This window comes from Stenomitos frigidus ULC18 (genome assembly GCF_003003795.1).
GTDB classification, from domain to species: domain Bacteria; phylum Cyanobacteriota; class Cyanobacteriia; order Leptolyngbyales; family Leptolyngbyaceae; genus Stenomitos; species Stenomitos frigidus_A.
On sequence record NZ_PVWK01000149.1, the window covers coordinates 1 to 13,339 of the forward strand.

The 13,339-nt window shown below is 51.8% G+C and carries 15 protein-coding genes and 1 pseudogene; 9 read left to right on the forward strand and 7 right to left on the reverse strand.

Translation table 11 applies throughout. From position 1 onward, the window contains the following. The first annotated feature begins 96 nt into the window (after window positions 1–96). Together C7B82_RS27595 and C7B82_RS27600 are read left to right on the forward strand one after the other, a co-directional pair. Window positions 97–687 (forward strand): pyridoxal-phosphate dependent enzyme, encoded by a 591-nt coding sequence (locus tag C7B82_RS27595; protein ID WP_425443678.1) that lies wholly within the window; start codon window positions 97–99, stop codon window positions 685–687. Between the two features lie 211 nt (window positions 688–898). Then, window positions 899–1,099: a hypothetical protein gene (locus C7B82_RS27600; RefSeq protein WP_106260136.1), complete on the forward strand. Its 201-nt coding sequence runs from the start codon at window positions 899–901 to the stop codon at window positions 1,097–1,099. Here C7B82_RS27600 and C7B82_RS32765 read toward each other — a convergent pair. Next, complete coding sequence (locus tag C7B82_RS32765) at window positions 1,096–1,326, reverse strand: hypothetical protein (protein WP_181357729.1); 231 nt, start codon at window positions 1,324–1,326, stop codon at window positions 1,096–1,098. The genes C7B82_RS27600 and C7B82_RS32765 overlap by 4 nt on opposite strands. Here C7B82_RS32765 and folK point away from each other — a divergent pair. The 3 genes from folK to C7B82_RS27615 all read left to right on the forward strand — a co-directional run bounded on the left by folK (window position 1,314) and on the right by C7B82_RS27615 (window position 4,334). After that, window positions 1,314–1,829: a 2-amino-4-hydroxy-6-hydroxymethyldihydropteridine diphosphokinase gene (gene folK, locus C7B82_RS27605; protein ID WP_106260138.1), complete on the forward strand. Its 516-nt coding sequence runs from the start codon at window positions 1,314–1,316 to the stop codon at window positions 1,827–1,829. The two genes, C7B82_RS32765 and folK, sit on opposite strands and share 13 nt — an antisense overlap. A gap of 153 nt (window positions 1,830–1,982) precedes the next feature. Beyond that, window positions 1,983–2,531, forward strand: coding sequence for an NUDIX hydrolase (locus C7B82_RS27610; RefSeq protein WP_106260140.1), 549 nt, complete (start codon window positions 1,983–1,985; stop codon window positions 2,529–2,531). Between the two features lie 369 nt (window positions 2,532–2,900). Then, window positions 2,901–4,334, forward strand: coding sequence for an FAD-binding domain-containing protein (locus tag C7B82_RS27615; protein WP_106260142.1), 1,434 nt, complete (start codon window positions 2,901–2,903; stop codon window positions 4,332–4,334). Window positions 4,335–4,486: 152 nt separating this feature from the next. On the opposite strand, the pseudogene C7B82_RS27620 reads toward C7B82_RS27615, so the two are convergent. The 4 genes and pseudogenes from C7B82_RS27620 to C7B82_RS27635 form a co-directional block, all read right to left on the reverse strand. Beyond that, window positions 4,487–4,826 (reverse strand): annotated as a pseudogene (locus C7B82_RS27620) (HepT-like ribonuclease domain-containing protein). Beyond that, the gene (locus C7B82_RS27625; protein WP_106260144.1) at window positions 4,813–5,178 is read right to left on the reverse strand and encodes a nucleotidyltransferase family protein; all 366 of its coding nucleotides are present in this window, start codon (window positions 5,176–5,178) and stop codon (window positions 4,813–4,815) included. The pseudogene C7B82_RS27620 and the gene C7B82_RS27625 overlap by 14 nt, the downstream one beginning before the upstream one ends. Before the next feature lie 229 nt (window positions 5,179–5,407). Next, a complete protein-coding gene (locus C7B82_RS27630) occupies window positions 5,408–5,812 on the reverse strand; it encodes a phage holin family protein (RefSeq protein ID WP_106260146.1) in 405 nt (134 codons plus the stop codon). A gap of 78 nt (window positions 5,813–5,890) precedes the next feature. Then, on the reverse strand, window positions 5,891–6,085 hold the full coding sequence (locus C7B82_RS27635; RefSeq protein ID WP_245940126.1) for a YqaE/Pmp3 family membrane protein: 195 nt from the start codon (window positions 6,083–6,085) through the stop codon (window positions 5,891–5,893). A gap of 311 nt (window positions 6,086–6,396) precedes the next feature. Here C7B82_RS27635 and C7B82_RS27640 point away from each other — a divergent pair, with 311 nt between their 5' ends. Beyond that, on the forward strand, window positions 6,397–7,266 hold the full coding sequence (locus C7B82_RS27640; protein ID WP_106260148.1) for a 6-carboxytetrahydropterin synthase: 870 nt from the start codon (window positions 6,397–6,399) through the stop codon (window positions 7,264–7,266). Here the strand turns inward: C7B82_RS27640 and C7B82_RS27645 are convergent. Next, window positions 7,259–8,461, reverse strand: a complete 1,203-nt coding sequence (locus tag C7B82_RS27645) for an FtsW/RodA/SpoVE family cell cycle protein (RefSeq protein ID WP_106260150.1) — start codon at window positions 8,459–8,461, stop codon at window positions 7,259–7,261. The two genes, C7B82_RS27640 and C7B82_RS27645, sit on opposite strands and share 8 nt — an antisense overlap. Window positions 8,462–8,768: 307 nt before the next feature. Here C7B82_RS27645 and C7B82_RS27650 point away from each other — a divergent pair, with 307 nt between their 5' ends. From C7B82_RS27650 to C7B82_RS27660, 3 genes are all read left to right on the forward strand, one after another. Next, window positions 8,769–9,521, forward strand: coding sequence for a cytochrome c biogenesis protein CcdA (locus tag C7B82_RS27650; protein WP_339375103.1), 753 nt, complete (start codon window positions 8,769–8,771; stop codon window positions 9,519–9,521). A gap of 177 nt (window positions 9,522–9,698) precedes the next feature. Next, window positions 9,699–11,096: a cytochrome c biogenesis protein gene (locus C7B82_RS27655; protein WP_106260152.1), complete on the forward strand. Its 1,398-nt coding sequence runs from the start codon at window positions 9,699–9,701 to the stop codon at window positions 11,094–11,096. A gap of 170 nt (window positions 11,097–11,266) precedes the next feature. Next, a complete protein-coding gene (locus tag C7B82_RS27660) occupies window positions 11,267–12,157 on the forward strand; it encodes a S66 peptidase family protein (protein WP_106260154.1) in 891 nt (296 codons plus the stop codon). A gap of 61 nt (window positions 12,158–12,218) precedes the next feature. Here the strand turns inward: C7B82_RS27660 and cobM are convergent, their stop codons facing one another. Beyond that, the gene (cobM, locus tag C7B82_RS27665; RefSeq protein WP_106260156.1) at window positions 12,219–13,064 is read right to left on the reverse strand and encodes a precorrin-4 C(11)-methyltransferase; all 846 of its coding nucleotides are present in this window, start codon (window positions 13,062–13,064) and stop codon (window positions 12,219–12,221) included. Window positions 13,065–13,339 lie beyond the last annotated feature (275 nt).

Consider the following 13,339-nt stretch of genomic DNA (forward strand, 5'->3'; position numbering starts at 1 on the left):
GCGTTCTGAAAGCTTACCTAAATGGGATATTTCAATTGCCCCAACCTAATCGGTACCTTATTTGTTTGCTAGTCCCTTACACCAGGGGTGGAAGGCATGAGAGGGGCGATCGCACGCGCAGAACTGATTGCAGCCCAGACGCCAGATGCCTACATTCTGCAACAATTCCGCAATCCTGCGAATCCCAAAGTGCATCGCGAAACCACCGCCGAAGAACTCTGGGCAGATACCGATGGTCAAATCGATCTTCTGGTCGCAGGAGTGGGCACAGGTGGGACCATTACGGGGATCGCTGAAGTCATTAAGTCTCGCAAACCAAGCTTCAAGGCAGTGGCAGTAGAACCCAGTAACAGTCCTGTGCTGACGGGTGGCAAATCGGGGCCGCACAAAATTCAAGGCATTGGTGCAGGCTTTGTTCCGGCCATTTATCGGAGCGAGCTGGTTGATGAAGTGATTCAGGTTTCGGACGATGATGCGATCGCCTATGCCCGTCGCCTCGCTAGAGAAGAAGGCTTGCTGTCTGGCATCTCATCAGGAGCAGCTCTGTGTGCCGCCATTCAGCTTGCTAAACGTGAAGAAAACCGCGATCGGCTCATCGTCATGATCCAACCCAGCTTTGGTGAACGCTACCTCAGCACAGCACTGTTTAAAGACCTGGAGCCAGTGGAGTATGCGGTGTTGCATTAGTTGTTGGTTGTTGGTTTTTAGTTGTTAGCAAGAGGCAGAAGGCAGAAGAGGAGTCAAGAGTCAGTTGAAACTCAAAACTCAAAACTTTCATCCCTCATCCCTCATCCCTCTCTTACAACTCAAAACTCTCACCCCTTACCCTCACTCCTCACCCCTCTCCCACTCCATGCCACAATAGTTGGGTGCTATAGCGGTCTGAGGAGACGGGTTTGTGAGCGGCAGTCCGAATAACGTGGGTATTTCCATCATCTTGTACATCATCGGCATCATGCTGGTGCTGACAGCGGTGCTCATTGTGTTGAAGGGGATCGGCGTCTTAACGACGCTACCCAATTACGTCATCTGGGCATTGCTGCTGCTCTCCGTGGGGATCGGCATTATTGGTGGACTTCGCAACAGTCAGAGGCGCTAGACGGCTATGGGACGATCGCTCAAGCCAAGCATGGTGGCATTTCTCGCAGTGTTGTCGATGACAGTGCTCGTCTGGGTGCTTCGAGGCATCGGACTATTGACCTTCATTCCGGGTTCGGTGCTTTGGGTGTTGATTTTGCTCAGCATTTTGACTGCTGTTTTGACGACAGTGCGATAAGTAGGGAGTAGGGAGTAGGTTTGGAGATTGCTTAGAGATGGCAGAGGCATCGGGTGCCTTAAAACCTGCTTGTTGCGCGATCGCGCTGGGCAGCAATTTAGGTGATTCTCTCGCCACGCTAGAAGGGGCGTTGATGGTCTTAGCGCAAACTCCGGGCATTGCTGTGGCAGCGCGATCGCACTGGTATCACACCAAAGCCGTTGGACCACCGCAGCCCGACTATCTCAACGGTTGTGCGCTGCTGCAAGTCACGCTTACACCGCAAGCACTGTTAGAAGCCTTACTACAAACAGAAGCCAACTTTGGTCGCCTCCGTCGAGAGCGCTGGGGCGCACGTACCCTTGACTTAGATTTGTTGTTGTTTGATGATGTAATCCTCAACACACCTGCGCTGCAAATTCCCCATCCACGTATGATAGAACGAGCGTTTGTGCTGGTGCCCTTAGCCGAAATCGCGCCCAACTGGATCGAGCCAATTTCAGGAAACGCGATCGCGACACTAGTACAAACGGTAGACTGGTCGGAAGTTAAAAGGCTAAAGGCTGAAGGCTAAAGGCTGAAGGCTAAAGGCTAAAGGCTAAAGGCTAAAGGCTAAGAGACAGGTGAGAGGGGTCAGAATCAACTCAAACCTTAGAACTCAAAACTCCTCTCTTAAAAACTCAAAACTCAAAACTTTTTCATCCTTCATCCTTTATACTTTCCCCCCATGCCTCTCGGTCGTGAACCGCCTCAACTGCTCAAACGACGCTTGCTCTATCAAGGGCGTAAATTTGCGTTTGAAGCCAGTCGTTATCGCTTGCCGAACCGCAATGAAGGAGAGTGGGAATGCATTCGACACCCTGGCGGGGCGTTGGCTGTACCTGTAACGGCTGAGGGCAAACTGGTGATGGTCAAACAATACCGCTTTGCGGTGCAGGGACGGCTGCTAGAATTCCCCGCTGGGACGGTTGAAGCGGGGGAGACACCGGAAGAGACGATCCACCGGGAAATTGAAGAAGAAACGGGCTACCATGCCGATCGCTGGCAAAAGCTAGGCGAATTTTTCGTCGCTCCTGGCTACTCAGACGAAATTATTTACGCCTATCTGGCTCAGGATTTAACGTTGCTTGAAAATCCGCCGGGTCAAGATGCGGATGAGGATCTTGAAACCGTTGTGATGACGATCGCCGAAGTCGAAAAAGCCATCCAGCTAGGCGACATCAGCGACGCCAAATCAATTTGCAGCTTTGTGTTGGCACGTCCTTTTTTGGCATAGTTGTTAGCGGCTAACCCACCGGCGACTAAAGTGAGGGCTAATCGGCTCAAGTCCTCTGAAGAAGACTGGGTAAGAATTGAGTCCGTTAAAAACGGACTTGGTTCAATTAGCACTGAATTTGAATTCAGGGCGGGATGACAACGAAGCGACAGGGTTTCAGCAGTTTTGTCAGTCAATCAGGTTGTTAGCGCCTAGCTGTTATACCGATTTAAAGCATGACGGCTACAGATCCAATCGCTGGGTAGGGGCAATGCCTTGCCTTGCCCCTACAAGATGTGTCGCCTTTTCAATTCAAATTGGTATTAGTTGTTAGCAGCGAACCCCTAACCAACAACCAACAACCAATCACTAAAAACTTTGCAGCTATCCATGTCTGATCTCATTCTGTTTTGGCACCGTCGGGATTTGCGGATCTCAGACAATATCGGGTTGGCTACCGCTCGCGATCGCTCACAAAAAGTTGTGGGTGTGTTTTGCCTCGACCCTGCGATCTTAGAGCGGGATGATGTTGCACCTGCCAGAGTGACCTATATGATCGGCTGTTTGCAGTCGCTTCAAAAACGCTACATCGAAGCAAGCAGTCAACTCTTGATTGTAAAGGCTGATCCTCAGAAAGGTCTGCCAGCACTGGCAACGGCACTGAACGCCAGCGCTGTTTACTGGAATCTGGATGTGGAGCCTTATGCGAAAGCACGCGATCGCGCCGTCCAGGAAGCCCTCCAACAAGCTGGGATCGTCTTCCAAAATTTCTGGGATCAGCTTCTACATGCACCTGATGAAATTCGCACGGGAGCAGGCGAACCCTACACGGTTTACACTCCTTTCTGGCGCAACTGGATCAGTAAACCCAAAGCAGAACCTGCAACGGATTTTCAGAACGCGATCGGGCTGACGGAGCAAGAACAGAAAAACGCTCACAAAGCAGGGGGAATCGCGCTGCCGACCGCGAAAGACTTGGGCTTCGTTTGGGACAATGCGCTGCTGCTAGAGCCAGGAGAAGCCGCTGCACACGAACGCCTGGAGGCCTTTTGCGATCGCGCCATTGCCGACTATCAGGAGCAACGCAACTTCCCCTTCAATGCCGAAGGGACATCGCATTTGAGTGCAGCGCTGAAGTTTGGCGCGATCGGCATTCGTACTGTGTGGGCCAAGACCACGGAAGCGATGGAACAAACCCGTAGCGATGAAGCCCAGGATGGTATTCGCGTGTGGCGACAAGAATTGGCGTGGCGCGAATTTTACCAAACCGTGATGTACCATTTTCCGGCACTCGCGGATGGTTCCTATCGCAAACCGTTCAAAGACTTCCCGTGGGATAACAACCCGGAGCATTTCAAGGCATGGTGCGAGGGCAAAACAGGCTACCCGATCGTCGATGCTGCCATGCGTCAGCTCAACGAACTCGGCTGGATGCATAACCGTTGCCGCATGATTGTTGCCAGCTTTCTCACCAAAGATCTGATCATTGATTGGCGCTGGGGTGAGACCTACTTCATGCAAAAGCTGTTTGATGGCGACCTGTCTGCCAATAATGGCGGCTGGCAGTGGAGCGCCTCAAGCGGCATGGACCCCAAACCGTTGCGAATTTTCAACCCTGCCAGTCAATCCCAAAAGTTCGATGCTGAGGCTGACTATATTCGTCAGTGGCTGCCAGAACTACGAAGCATTGAGACAGAAGATCTGGTCACTGGAAAAATCCTGCCACTGGAGCGCGATCGCTGTGGCTATCCGGCTCCGATCGTCGATCACAACCAACAGCAAAAACGCTTCAAAGCAATCTATCAACAGCAAAAAGAAAAATAAGCAATCGTTCTCAAAGACTATCCGAAAACCCACCCTACCTCTGACCGTCTGTAGTGAAATCTATTTAAATCGACATCAAGCAACGCTAATTTTTCACCAGAAATCGGGGATCTGAACACGTCACGCATCAGCCCTATGAGTGAGTCGGAGCCCTACTCAGCAGGACTTTCAGACAATAATGGCTTGATCATCTCTAACAACTCAGGGATACTTTGCTGAATAACATTCCAAACTATATCAAGGTCAATGCGATCGTAATGATGGGCGATGCCTCATCCCCGTCGCACGGCTGCAGGGAATCGTAGGATGAGCGTCTCGAAACGGCTGAGACAAGCGTTTGGTTGCTTCACCTACAATTTCAATCTGGTACAAAATTGCCGATACGCGCATGTCTTCTGTCTCTAGATCGGAGCGACTCAGCCCTTGAGAAAACTCTAAAACTCGTTGCCCAGCCTTAGAGATATCCGCCAACGAAGCATCATCCCGAAACATAAAGCAGCCTTGCCGTGCCTAAAATTTCTTTGCGTCGAATCCAATTATGACTGCCTTCAATGGACGCTTTTGTGAGTAAATCAACCTTACGCCCAAACAACTGCTCTAGCTCTTCTTGGATATCCACAATTTCAAACCCCCATCGCGCATGAGGGAGAAACTTCACCATGACATCAATATCGCTATCAGAGCGGAAGTCATCACGCAGCACAGAGCCAAACAGGTAGAACTCCTCAATCTGCCAACGTTGACAAAAGTTGACCAGAGCGGCTTCAAGACTCGATCGCTCCGTTGCCGTTTGAGTGCTTAAGCGCGATAGCAGTTTGGGTTCTAGCTGTAGCGCGATCGCCATCGTATAGCCCTCTCAATAGTGTCACCATACTAGCGCTGAATACACTGAAACCCAAGGTGCGATCGGAGCCGTCCAATCTCATCACTTGGGTTCCCGCTCCATTTTTTGGAGCAGTATAGATTGTGCTTATTTTGCATTCAAGTGGATCGGTAAACGAGAGACAGTTACAAGCCTTTCCCGATAGAAAAGCTTTAGACACAATCCAGTTGGGCAGCTCCATGAGAGCCGCTTACTTGCTGCCAGACTCAAGCATCACATCGGCTTGTTGAGCAGGGAGCGGTTGTCCGAAACCACGCTCAAGAAAATAGCTGTTGAGAAACGTGCTAACAGCCGACAGCACAACGGGACCCAGAATTAATGCCAGCAAACCGTGAACCGCAAAGCCAGGCACAAAAACAGACGCTAACCAGAAGCAAACACCGTTCACTACTAGCGAAAACAGTCCGAATGTTACGAAGTTAACAGGTAGCGACAGCACCTTCAGTACTGGTTTGACAACAGCATTGATAAGCCCGATCGATACACCCGCCAGCAGAGCCGCAGGGAAGGTAGCGATCGTGACTCCCGGTACAGCCAGGTCAACAATCAACAAACTCAACGCGGTAATTAACGTAGTTAAAGCAAAACCAAACATAGTCATCCTCCAAAAATTAAGTAAACGAGCGACTGTGCAGTATCACAGCCTTCCAAACCGAACATTGCGCACAGATCACTAGACGGTGGTTTCCTGCTGTTTAAGCTTTTCATCATGCTTGGCAACCGCCCATAGCCCGTGAATACTACCAGGCACCCAGCCCAAAAGCGTAAGCAGAATATTAATGACCAGCGTGCTGCTCACGCCATAGGTGAGAAACACACCCACAGGTGGCAACACAACAGCCAGCACATAGCGAAGTAACGTCATCATGATCGGGGTTCTCCTTAAAAAACAACTGAACTCAAAACCGTTAGTGGTCATTGCTTTCACTCATTCATAGTCGCAAATCTCCCCCAAAATTTCTGGTGCGGGAAACCCCTGTTTTTGGCGTAAGATTCCCACCCGTCAATTTTCCGTAATCGCCGTAGGGACGAAGGCCGTGCGACCCCACAGAGGAAACCTTTTGTAGAAATCAGTGCAGTGCAGTCGCAGAACCTGGCTTCTGTAGCCGTCCAATTGGTTTATCCTGAAAAGGTACTGTTAACGGAACTTAACAGAGCCAACTTGTCTCCCGTTTACCTATGAAATGCATTATCGATCGCCGCGCTCAGTTCTCCGCCAGCCATCGTTATTGGCTGCCAGAAGTCAGTGAAGCTGAAAACTTTGAGCGGTTTGGTGCCTGCGCTCGATCGCCCGGACATGGGCACAACTACGTTCTCTTCGTCTCAATGGCAGGCGAATTGGATGAATACGGCATGGTCTTGAACCTATCGGACGTGAAGCAGGTCATCAAGCGAGAAGTCACCAGCCAACTGGATTTTTCGTTTCTCAACGATGCCTGGTCGGAATTTCAGGAAACGTTGCCGACTACCGAAGCGATCGCCCGTACCATTTGGCAGCGCTTGGCACCTCATTTGCCGATCGTCCGCATTCAGCTTTTTGAACAGCCCGAACTTTGGGCAGACTACTACGGAAACAACATGGAAGCCTACCTCACCATCAGCACCCACTTCAGCGCCGCCCACCGTCTGGCTCGCCCTGACCTCAGCTACGAGAAGAACTGCGAAATCTACGGCAAGTGCGCCCGCCCCAATGGACACGGACACAACTACCACCTCGAAGTCACCATCAAAGGTGAAATCGATCCTCGCACAGGCATGATTGCCGATCTCGTTGTCTTTCAAAAAGCAGTTGATGATTACGTTGTTGAACCCTTCGACCACACCTTTTTGAACAAAGACATTCCTTATTTCGCGGAAGTCGTACCCACAGCCGAAAACATTGCGGTACACATCCGCTCACTGTTGGAACAGCCCATTCGCAACATTGGCGCACAGCTTCACAAAATCAAACTGATCGAAAGCCCCAACAATTCCTGCGAAGTCTACAGCACTGAAGCAGAGGCAGCAGTGACATCAATGTCGGTACGTGAAGCTGCGATGGTCAAGTAGCTCTCGGCGACACCGATCGCCCCGATGCCTTTTTCTCTGGTCTGCGATCGTCGAGGCGTACCACTTTTGCTTCGCTGCTTTCGCGGGCCACCCGAATCAACAAACCGGCTGACACCAAGCTAGAAATCATGGAGCTGCCGCCGTAACTGAACAGAGGGAACGGTAAGCCCGTAGTTGGCAACGCACCTGTCGCGACTCCAATATTCAGCAGCGATTGCCCGACCATGAGCACCATGACCCCGATCGCGACGAGCCGGTAGACTGGATTTTGCGTCTTCATCGCGACCCGTAGCGCTAACGTTGCGTACGCCAACAGCATCACCATTAATAGCGCGCAACCCACAAACCCAAACTCTTCTGCAAATACCGAAAAGATAAAGTCGGTGTACTGAATCGGCAGGTAAAACAGCTTTTGCTGGGATAGCCCAAAGCCTGTTCCCCAATGCCCTCCAGAACCAACTGCCAGTAGGCTCTGCACCAACTGATAGCCGTCTCCCGTCGCATCTGCCCAGGGGTTTAGAAACGACAAGATCCGGCGGCGCTGATAGCTTCTAAAGCTGACGCTGAGGACTGCTACGCCAATACCTGCGAGCGCAGTACCACTCATATAGGGGTAGGGCACTCCTGCTGCCAGTGCCACGAGCCATAGCAAAATGCCGCAGAGAGCCGTGGTGCTCAAGTTGGGCTGTAGAAGAATGCCCACCAGCACTAGCCCAAAAATAACTAACCAAAGGACGCGAGTGCCACGCTTTAACCGATCCCATTGACCAAAGATACGTGCGCTTTGCAGCACCAGAAAGGGCTTGATCAACTCTGACGGTTGAATTTGGAAGGAGCCGAGAAAGAGCCAGCGCGTGGCACCGTTCACTGACGTACCCACGCCCGGAAGAGCCGTGATCAGAATTAGCCCCAAAATAATGATGAGAAACCAGTCGGCAATGCCAACGATATACCGCAGCGGCGAATGTACGACCAGATTGAACCCCACCAACCCCACCAGAATCCAGAGAATCTGTACTTTGAAGTAGTAAAGCCCATCATTTTTATCGGCATCGGCGATCGCATAAGACGCCGAAAATAGAATCGTCAAGCCGACCAATAACCAAAGAAACGTTAGCCAACGCAGCCAACGCGCTTCAGACGCCCAGCCCTGAGCAGACGTGTCAAAAAAAGGAATGAGCAGGCGCAGGTTCACGACAATCTAGGGATGAGGGGTAGGGCGTGCGCTTTCAGAAACCGGGTTTCTTCTGGTTAAGTCAGCAAACCCTATGTGTTTCAGAGCAGAAACCCGGTTTCTTGACTGGTACTCTAGGCTAACCAGTCTATGCCAGCTTATTGAAACGGACAAGAAATTTTGGGAAGGCGGGAGTAGGGAGTAGGGGAAGCTGGGGAGGCTGGGGGGAGCAATTCAAAACTCAAAACTTTCATCCTTCATCCTTTAGCCTTCAGCCTTTCATCCCTTCTCTCTCCAGTAAGATAGACATAGCGCTGCCTCTTTGGAAATGGACGTTGGACACGGCATGATTGAAACCCTGCAAACTCAGCTTTACTGGTTAGAGCATTTTGCCAATACGTTGGTTTCTGAACAACTGGTTCAGCTTACGCCAGCTAGTGTGGGCATCATTTTTGTAGCAGGCTTACTAACGAGCCTCACACCCTGCATGCTGTCGATGCTGCCACTAACGATCGGCTACATCGGTGGTTACGAAACCCAGTCTCGGCTACAGGCAGCAGTACAATCGACCTGGTTTGCGCTGGGGCTGGCAACAACATTGGCTGGGCTGGGCATTGTGGCGGCAGTGGTGGGCAAGATTTACGGGCAGATTGGTTTAGGACTGCCGATCGTGGTGAGTGCGATCGCGATCCTCATGGGTCTAAACCTCTTAGAAGCATTGCCCTTGCGGTTGCCCTCATTCGGTGGACTGGAATGGATCTCTAAGGATCTGCCGCAGGGGGTCCGTGCGTATTTGATTGGGCTAGCGTTTGGGCTGGTCGCGTCACCCTGCAGCACGCCTGTCTTGGCAAGCATTCTGGCGTGGATTTCGGCGACCAAAGATCCCGTCTTGGGCAGCGTGCTGCTGCTGGCTTACACCGTTGGCTATGCGGCTCCTCTCGTGCTGGCGGGTACGTTCACAGCATCGATCAAAAAGTTGCTGGAACTCCGTCGCTGGTCGGGTTGGATCACGCCCGCCAGTGGCGCACTCTTGGTTGGATTTGGTGTCTTTTCGCTGCTGACTAGAGTGGTTAGCTTTTAGTCGTTGTTTTTTGGATTGCTTCAAAACAAACAACCAGAGGATTTACGCATTTGCTCCCAAAACCCCAATGCAAAGGGCTTAATAGACTCATTTTCCCCAACCTTGGGGGCAAAGGGGCGAACTCTGATCGCTTTTGCGTCAGTCCTGAATCAAATACTAATTACCAACAACTGACCAATGGCTGTAAATCCTTCTTTTTTAACTCGTCTTTCTAGTTGGGGAAGGGTTCCTCAAGTCTATTTGAGGCGCGAACTGCTGCCCGTACTGTCTGATTTGCGGTTGGCGATCGCGCTCCTGTTGGCGATCGCGGTTTTCAGCATTGCGGGGACAGTGGTTGAGCAGGGACAGTCTGCCGCGTTCTATCAGGCAAACTATCCAGAGCATCCAGCCCTGTTTGGCTTTCTGACCTGGAAAGTGCTGCTCATTCTGGGTTTAGATCATGTCTATAGAACGTGGTGGTATCTAGGGCTGTTGATTTTATTTGGGTCGAGCCTGACTGCCTGTACGTTTACGCGACAGCTCCCCGCATTGCGCTGGTTTTCGCGCACGTCTCGTAAGTTCTATAACCAGCCACGCCAGTTTCAAAAGTTTGCCCTCAGCGCCGAATTTAGCCAAACGTCGTTAGATGATGTTTGGCCATTGCTGGAGCAAAAACGGTACACGCTGTTTCGTCAGGATGATGCCCTCTACGCCCGCAAAGGCATCGTTGGGCGGATTGGGCCGATCGTCGTTCATGCCAGTATGCTGCTGATTTTGGTGGGCGCGATCGTGGGCGCACTGACTGGTTTTATCGGGCAGGAAATGATTCCCAGCGGTCAAACCTTTCAGGTGAAGAATATTGTGGATGCGGGACCATTCGCTGCGTCGCAGATTCCGAAAGATTGGGCAGTCAAAGTGAACCGCTTTTGGATTGATTACACCCCTGAAGGTGCGATCGATCAGTTCTACTCCGATATGTCGGTGCTGGACAGCGAGGGGAAAGAGGTCAAGCGCAAAACCATTCATGTGAATGAACCCTTGCGCTATCACGGTGTCACCATGTATCAGGCCGACTGGGGAATTTCTGCAGTTCAGGTGCGCATTAACAAAAGCCCGATTTTTCAGCTACCGATGGCGCAGTTGGATACGGGTGGCAAAGGCGGACGCATTTGGGGCACCTGGATTCCGACGAAGCCCGACTTAAGCGCTGGCGTTTCCATCATCGCCAAAGACTTACAGGGCATGTTGCTGATCTACGACACCTCCGGCAAGCTGATTTCCACCGTTCGCGCGGGCATGTCTACGCCGGTGAATGGCGTAACCCTGGCAGTCAAGGAACTTATTGGTAGTACCGGACTGCAAATTAAAGCCGATCCCAGCATTCCGATCGTCTACGCTGGCTTTGGGCTGCTGATGTTGGGCGTCATGATGAGTTATGTCTCTCACTCTCAAATTTGGGCACTTCAAAAGGATGGCAATCTCTATATCGGTGGTCTGACTAATCGCGCCCAAGTGACCTTTGAACGCGAAATGCTAGAGATTTTGGACAAGTTGGAGGCGCAAACACATGATACGGCTGTAGCGGTAACGGCATGAGGCGATCGCACGATCTCGTCAACTCTTCTGTAAGGACGTTCCATGGAACGTCCTTACAGAAGCAAACAGCCAGATCACCGGCTTCTGAATCAGATCAGCCCATGCAATCAGAACTGGATCAAGAAGTCGGGGATCTTTGTCGCCAATCATGAGGACATCCATTGTTATAAATGCATCTCTGCAAACCACCACCATCGCTACAACCCAGTAACTTATTGCGAGTGATTGCACCAAGCGGCACCTTGCGAGAGTTTGAGTCCTTTCAGCGTGGAGTCGAGATCTGGCGATCGCGCGGTTATCGCATCGAACTCACGCCTGGCTACGACGATCGTTGGGGTTATCTGGCAGGCACGGATGTCGATCGTCGCCAACAGTTGCTCACAGCGCTGAAAGATCCCTATTGTCGCGGCATCCTCTGTGCGCGAGGCGGCTATGGCGGTGCCCGTTTGCTCGAAGACTGGTCGTGGTCAGGGCATAATCCCAAATGGCTGATCGGCTTTTCGGACATCACAGGTTTGCTGATGAGCCTCAGTCAACAGGGACTCTCAGGCGTTCATGCACCCTTATTGACCACACTGGCAGCAGAACCGGATTGGTCAGTGCAACGCTTGTTCGATTGGATTGAGGGGCGATCGCTGCCACCCTTGCAGGGAACGGGATGGGGTGGCGGGCAGGCTTCTGGACTTCTTCTACCTGTCAACCTCACAGTGGCAACAAATCTGTTAGGCACACCTGTACAGCCCGATTTTGCAGACACCATTCTGGCCTTAGAAGATGTGGGAGAAGCACCCTATCGCATCGATCGCATGTTGACCCAATGGCGGCTCTGTGGCGCGTTGAAACAAGTAAAAGGTATCGCGCTGGGTCGTTTCAGTCAGTGCGATCCGCCTGCCACTATTCCCAGCTTCACCGTTGAAGAGGTGCTGCGCGATCGCCTGGGCGATTTAGGTGTTCCCATCGTTTCCGATCTGCCATTTGGTCACGATGGGGCTAATGCAGCGTTGCCTGTAGGTATCACCGCTCAGTTGGACGGCGATCGAGGGCTTCTAAGCGTTGGCTAGACTGCGCCAGACTGAGCAACTCTCACGTCGTGGCGTCGATCGCTCCGCAAGATGGCACAGCTTACGGCTGGGCAGGGCGAAAGAGATGAGAGTGGCTGGGACTATAGAGTCGCGATCGGGCGGGCGATCGTACGCCTCTGTGATCGGAATGGATAAAAGCATCCGGTACCGTTGCAGCAGCTAAGGCAGGGCTAATAATGTAAAGTGTTGTACGCGTCAGATTTTCTCGCTGGGTCGTCGCCGCCATTTCGGCCAACGACACTAACCAAATTTTTTCATCCTGCCAGCCCACCCGAAAGCAAATCGCGGTAGGGGTCTCTGAGGGATAATGCTGCATCAGTTTTGCCTGTGCCGACTCCACATGTTTGGCACTCAAGTAAAGACACAGGCTGGCTTGATGGGCTGCCAGCGTCGCCAGATCTTCTGCTGGAGGCACTTCAGTACGACCGCTCATGCGAGTGAGAATCAGCGTCTGCACTAACCCTGGCACCGTTAGCTCAACCCGTAATTTTGCGGCAGCGGCCTGAAAAACACTAATCCCCGGTACCACTTCAAAAGGGACATCAGCCTCCAGCAGCGCCTGCATTTGCTCTTGCACCGCTCCATAAAGGCTAGGGTCGCCTGAGTGCAGACGAATGACGGCATAGCCCGCCTGCACCCGCGACACCATCAGCGGAAGAATTTCTTCCAATGTTTTGTCTGCAGTGCGAATCAGTTCCGCCCCAGGACGCACATTCTGCAGCAATTGCTCAGGCACCAGCGAATCAGCAAACAGAATGACGTCTGCCTGCGACAGCAGCCGCTGTGCTTTGACAGTCAGCAGTTCTGGGTCGCCAGGGCCAGCACCCACAATATAGACAGCGGGTGCTAGAGCCGTATTGCTATGTGGTTTAAGTGGATCAGTCACAGAAGCAAAGGGTGAAGGGGCAAGCGGTCTGTCGAAAAATCTAGGCAGTGTTGGAATTTCTCCGGACGGGGAACGCTAGCGCAGAAGAATAGAGTGGTAGATGCACCCTGATTTCGCCCTGGAGCCTTGGCTCTGGGGTGTTTTTTTGGAGTTTTTCACGCCTGCAAGGCACTTAGAGACTGTAAAGAAATAATGTCATAGTCTGTAGTGGTCAGTCATCATCAGTCAGAGAAAAGCTGATAGCTGATAGCTGATAGCTGATAGCTGATAGCTGA

Excerpts from the sequence above, each read along its gene's own strand:
- C7B82_RS27615 (WP_106260142.1), top strand. The coding sequence starts at position 2,901 with ATGTCTGATCTCATTCTGTTTTGGCACCGTCGGGATTTGCGGATCTCA.
- C7B82_RS27610 (WP_106260140.1), top strand. The coding sequence starts at position 1,983 with ATGCCTCTCGGTCGTGAACCGCCTCAACTGCTCAAACGACGCTTGCTC.
- C7B82_RS27660 (WP_106260154.1), top strand. The coding sequence starts at position 11,267 with ATGCATCTCTGCAAACCACCACCATCGCTACAACCCAGTAACTTATTG.
- C7B82_RS27595 (WP_425443678.1), top strand. The coding sequence starts at position 97 with ATGAGAGGGGCGATCGCACGCGCAGAACTGATTGCAGCCCAGACGCCA.
- C7B82_RS32765 (WP_181357729.1), bottom strand. The coding sequence starts at position 1,326 with ATGCCTCTGCCATCTCTAAGCAATCTCCAAACCTACTCCCTACTCCCT.
- C7B82_RS27625 (WP_106260144.1), bottom strand. The coding sequence starts at position 5,178 with ATGGCGATCGCGCTACAGCTAGAACCCAAACTGCTATCGCGCTTAAGC.
- C7B82_RS27655 (WP_106260152.1), top strand. The coding sequence starts at position 9,699 with ATGGCTGTAAATCCTTCTTTTTTAACTCGTCTTTCTAGTTGGGGAAGG.
- C7B82_RS27630 (WP_106260146.1), bottom strand. The coding sequence starts at position 5,812 with ATGTTTGGTTTTGCTTTAACTACGTTAATTACCGCGTTGAGTTTGTTG.
- C7B82_RS27635 (WP_245940126.1), bottom strand. The coding sequence starts at position 6,085 with ATGATGACGTTACTTCGCTATGTGCTGGCTGTTGTGTTGCCACCTGTG.
- C7B82_RS27650 (WP_339375103.1), top strand. The coding sequence starts at position 8,769 with ATGGACGTTGGACACGGCATGATTGAAACCCTGCAAACTCAGCTTTAC.
- C7B82_RS27640 (WP_106260148.1), top strand. The coding sequence starts at position 6,397 with ATGAAATGCATTATCGATCGCCGCGCTCAGTTCTCCGCCAGCCATCGT.
- folK (WP_106260138.1), top strand. The coding sequence starts at position 1,314 with ATGGCAGAGGCATCGGGTGCCTTAAAACCTGCTTGTTGCGCGATCGCG.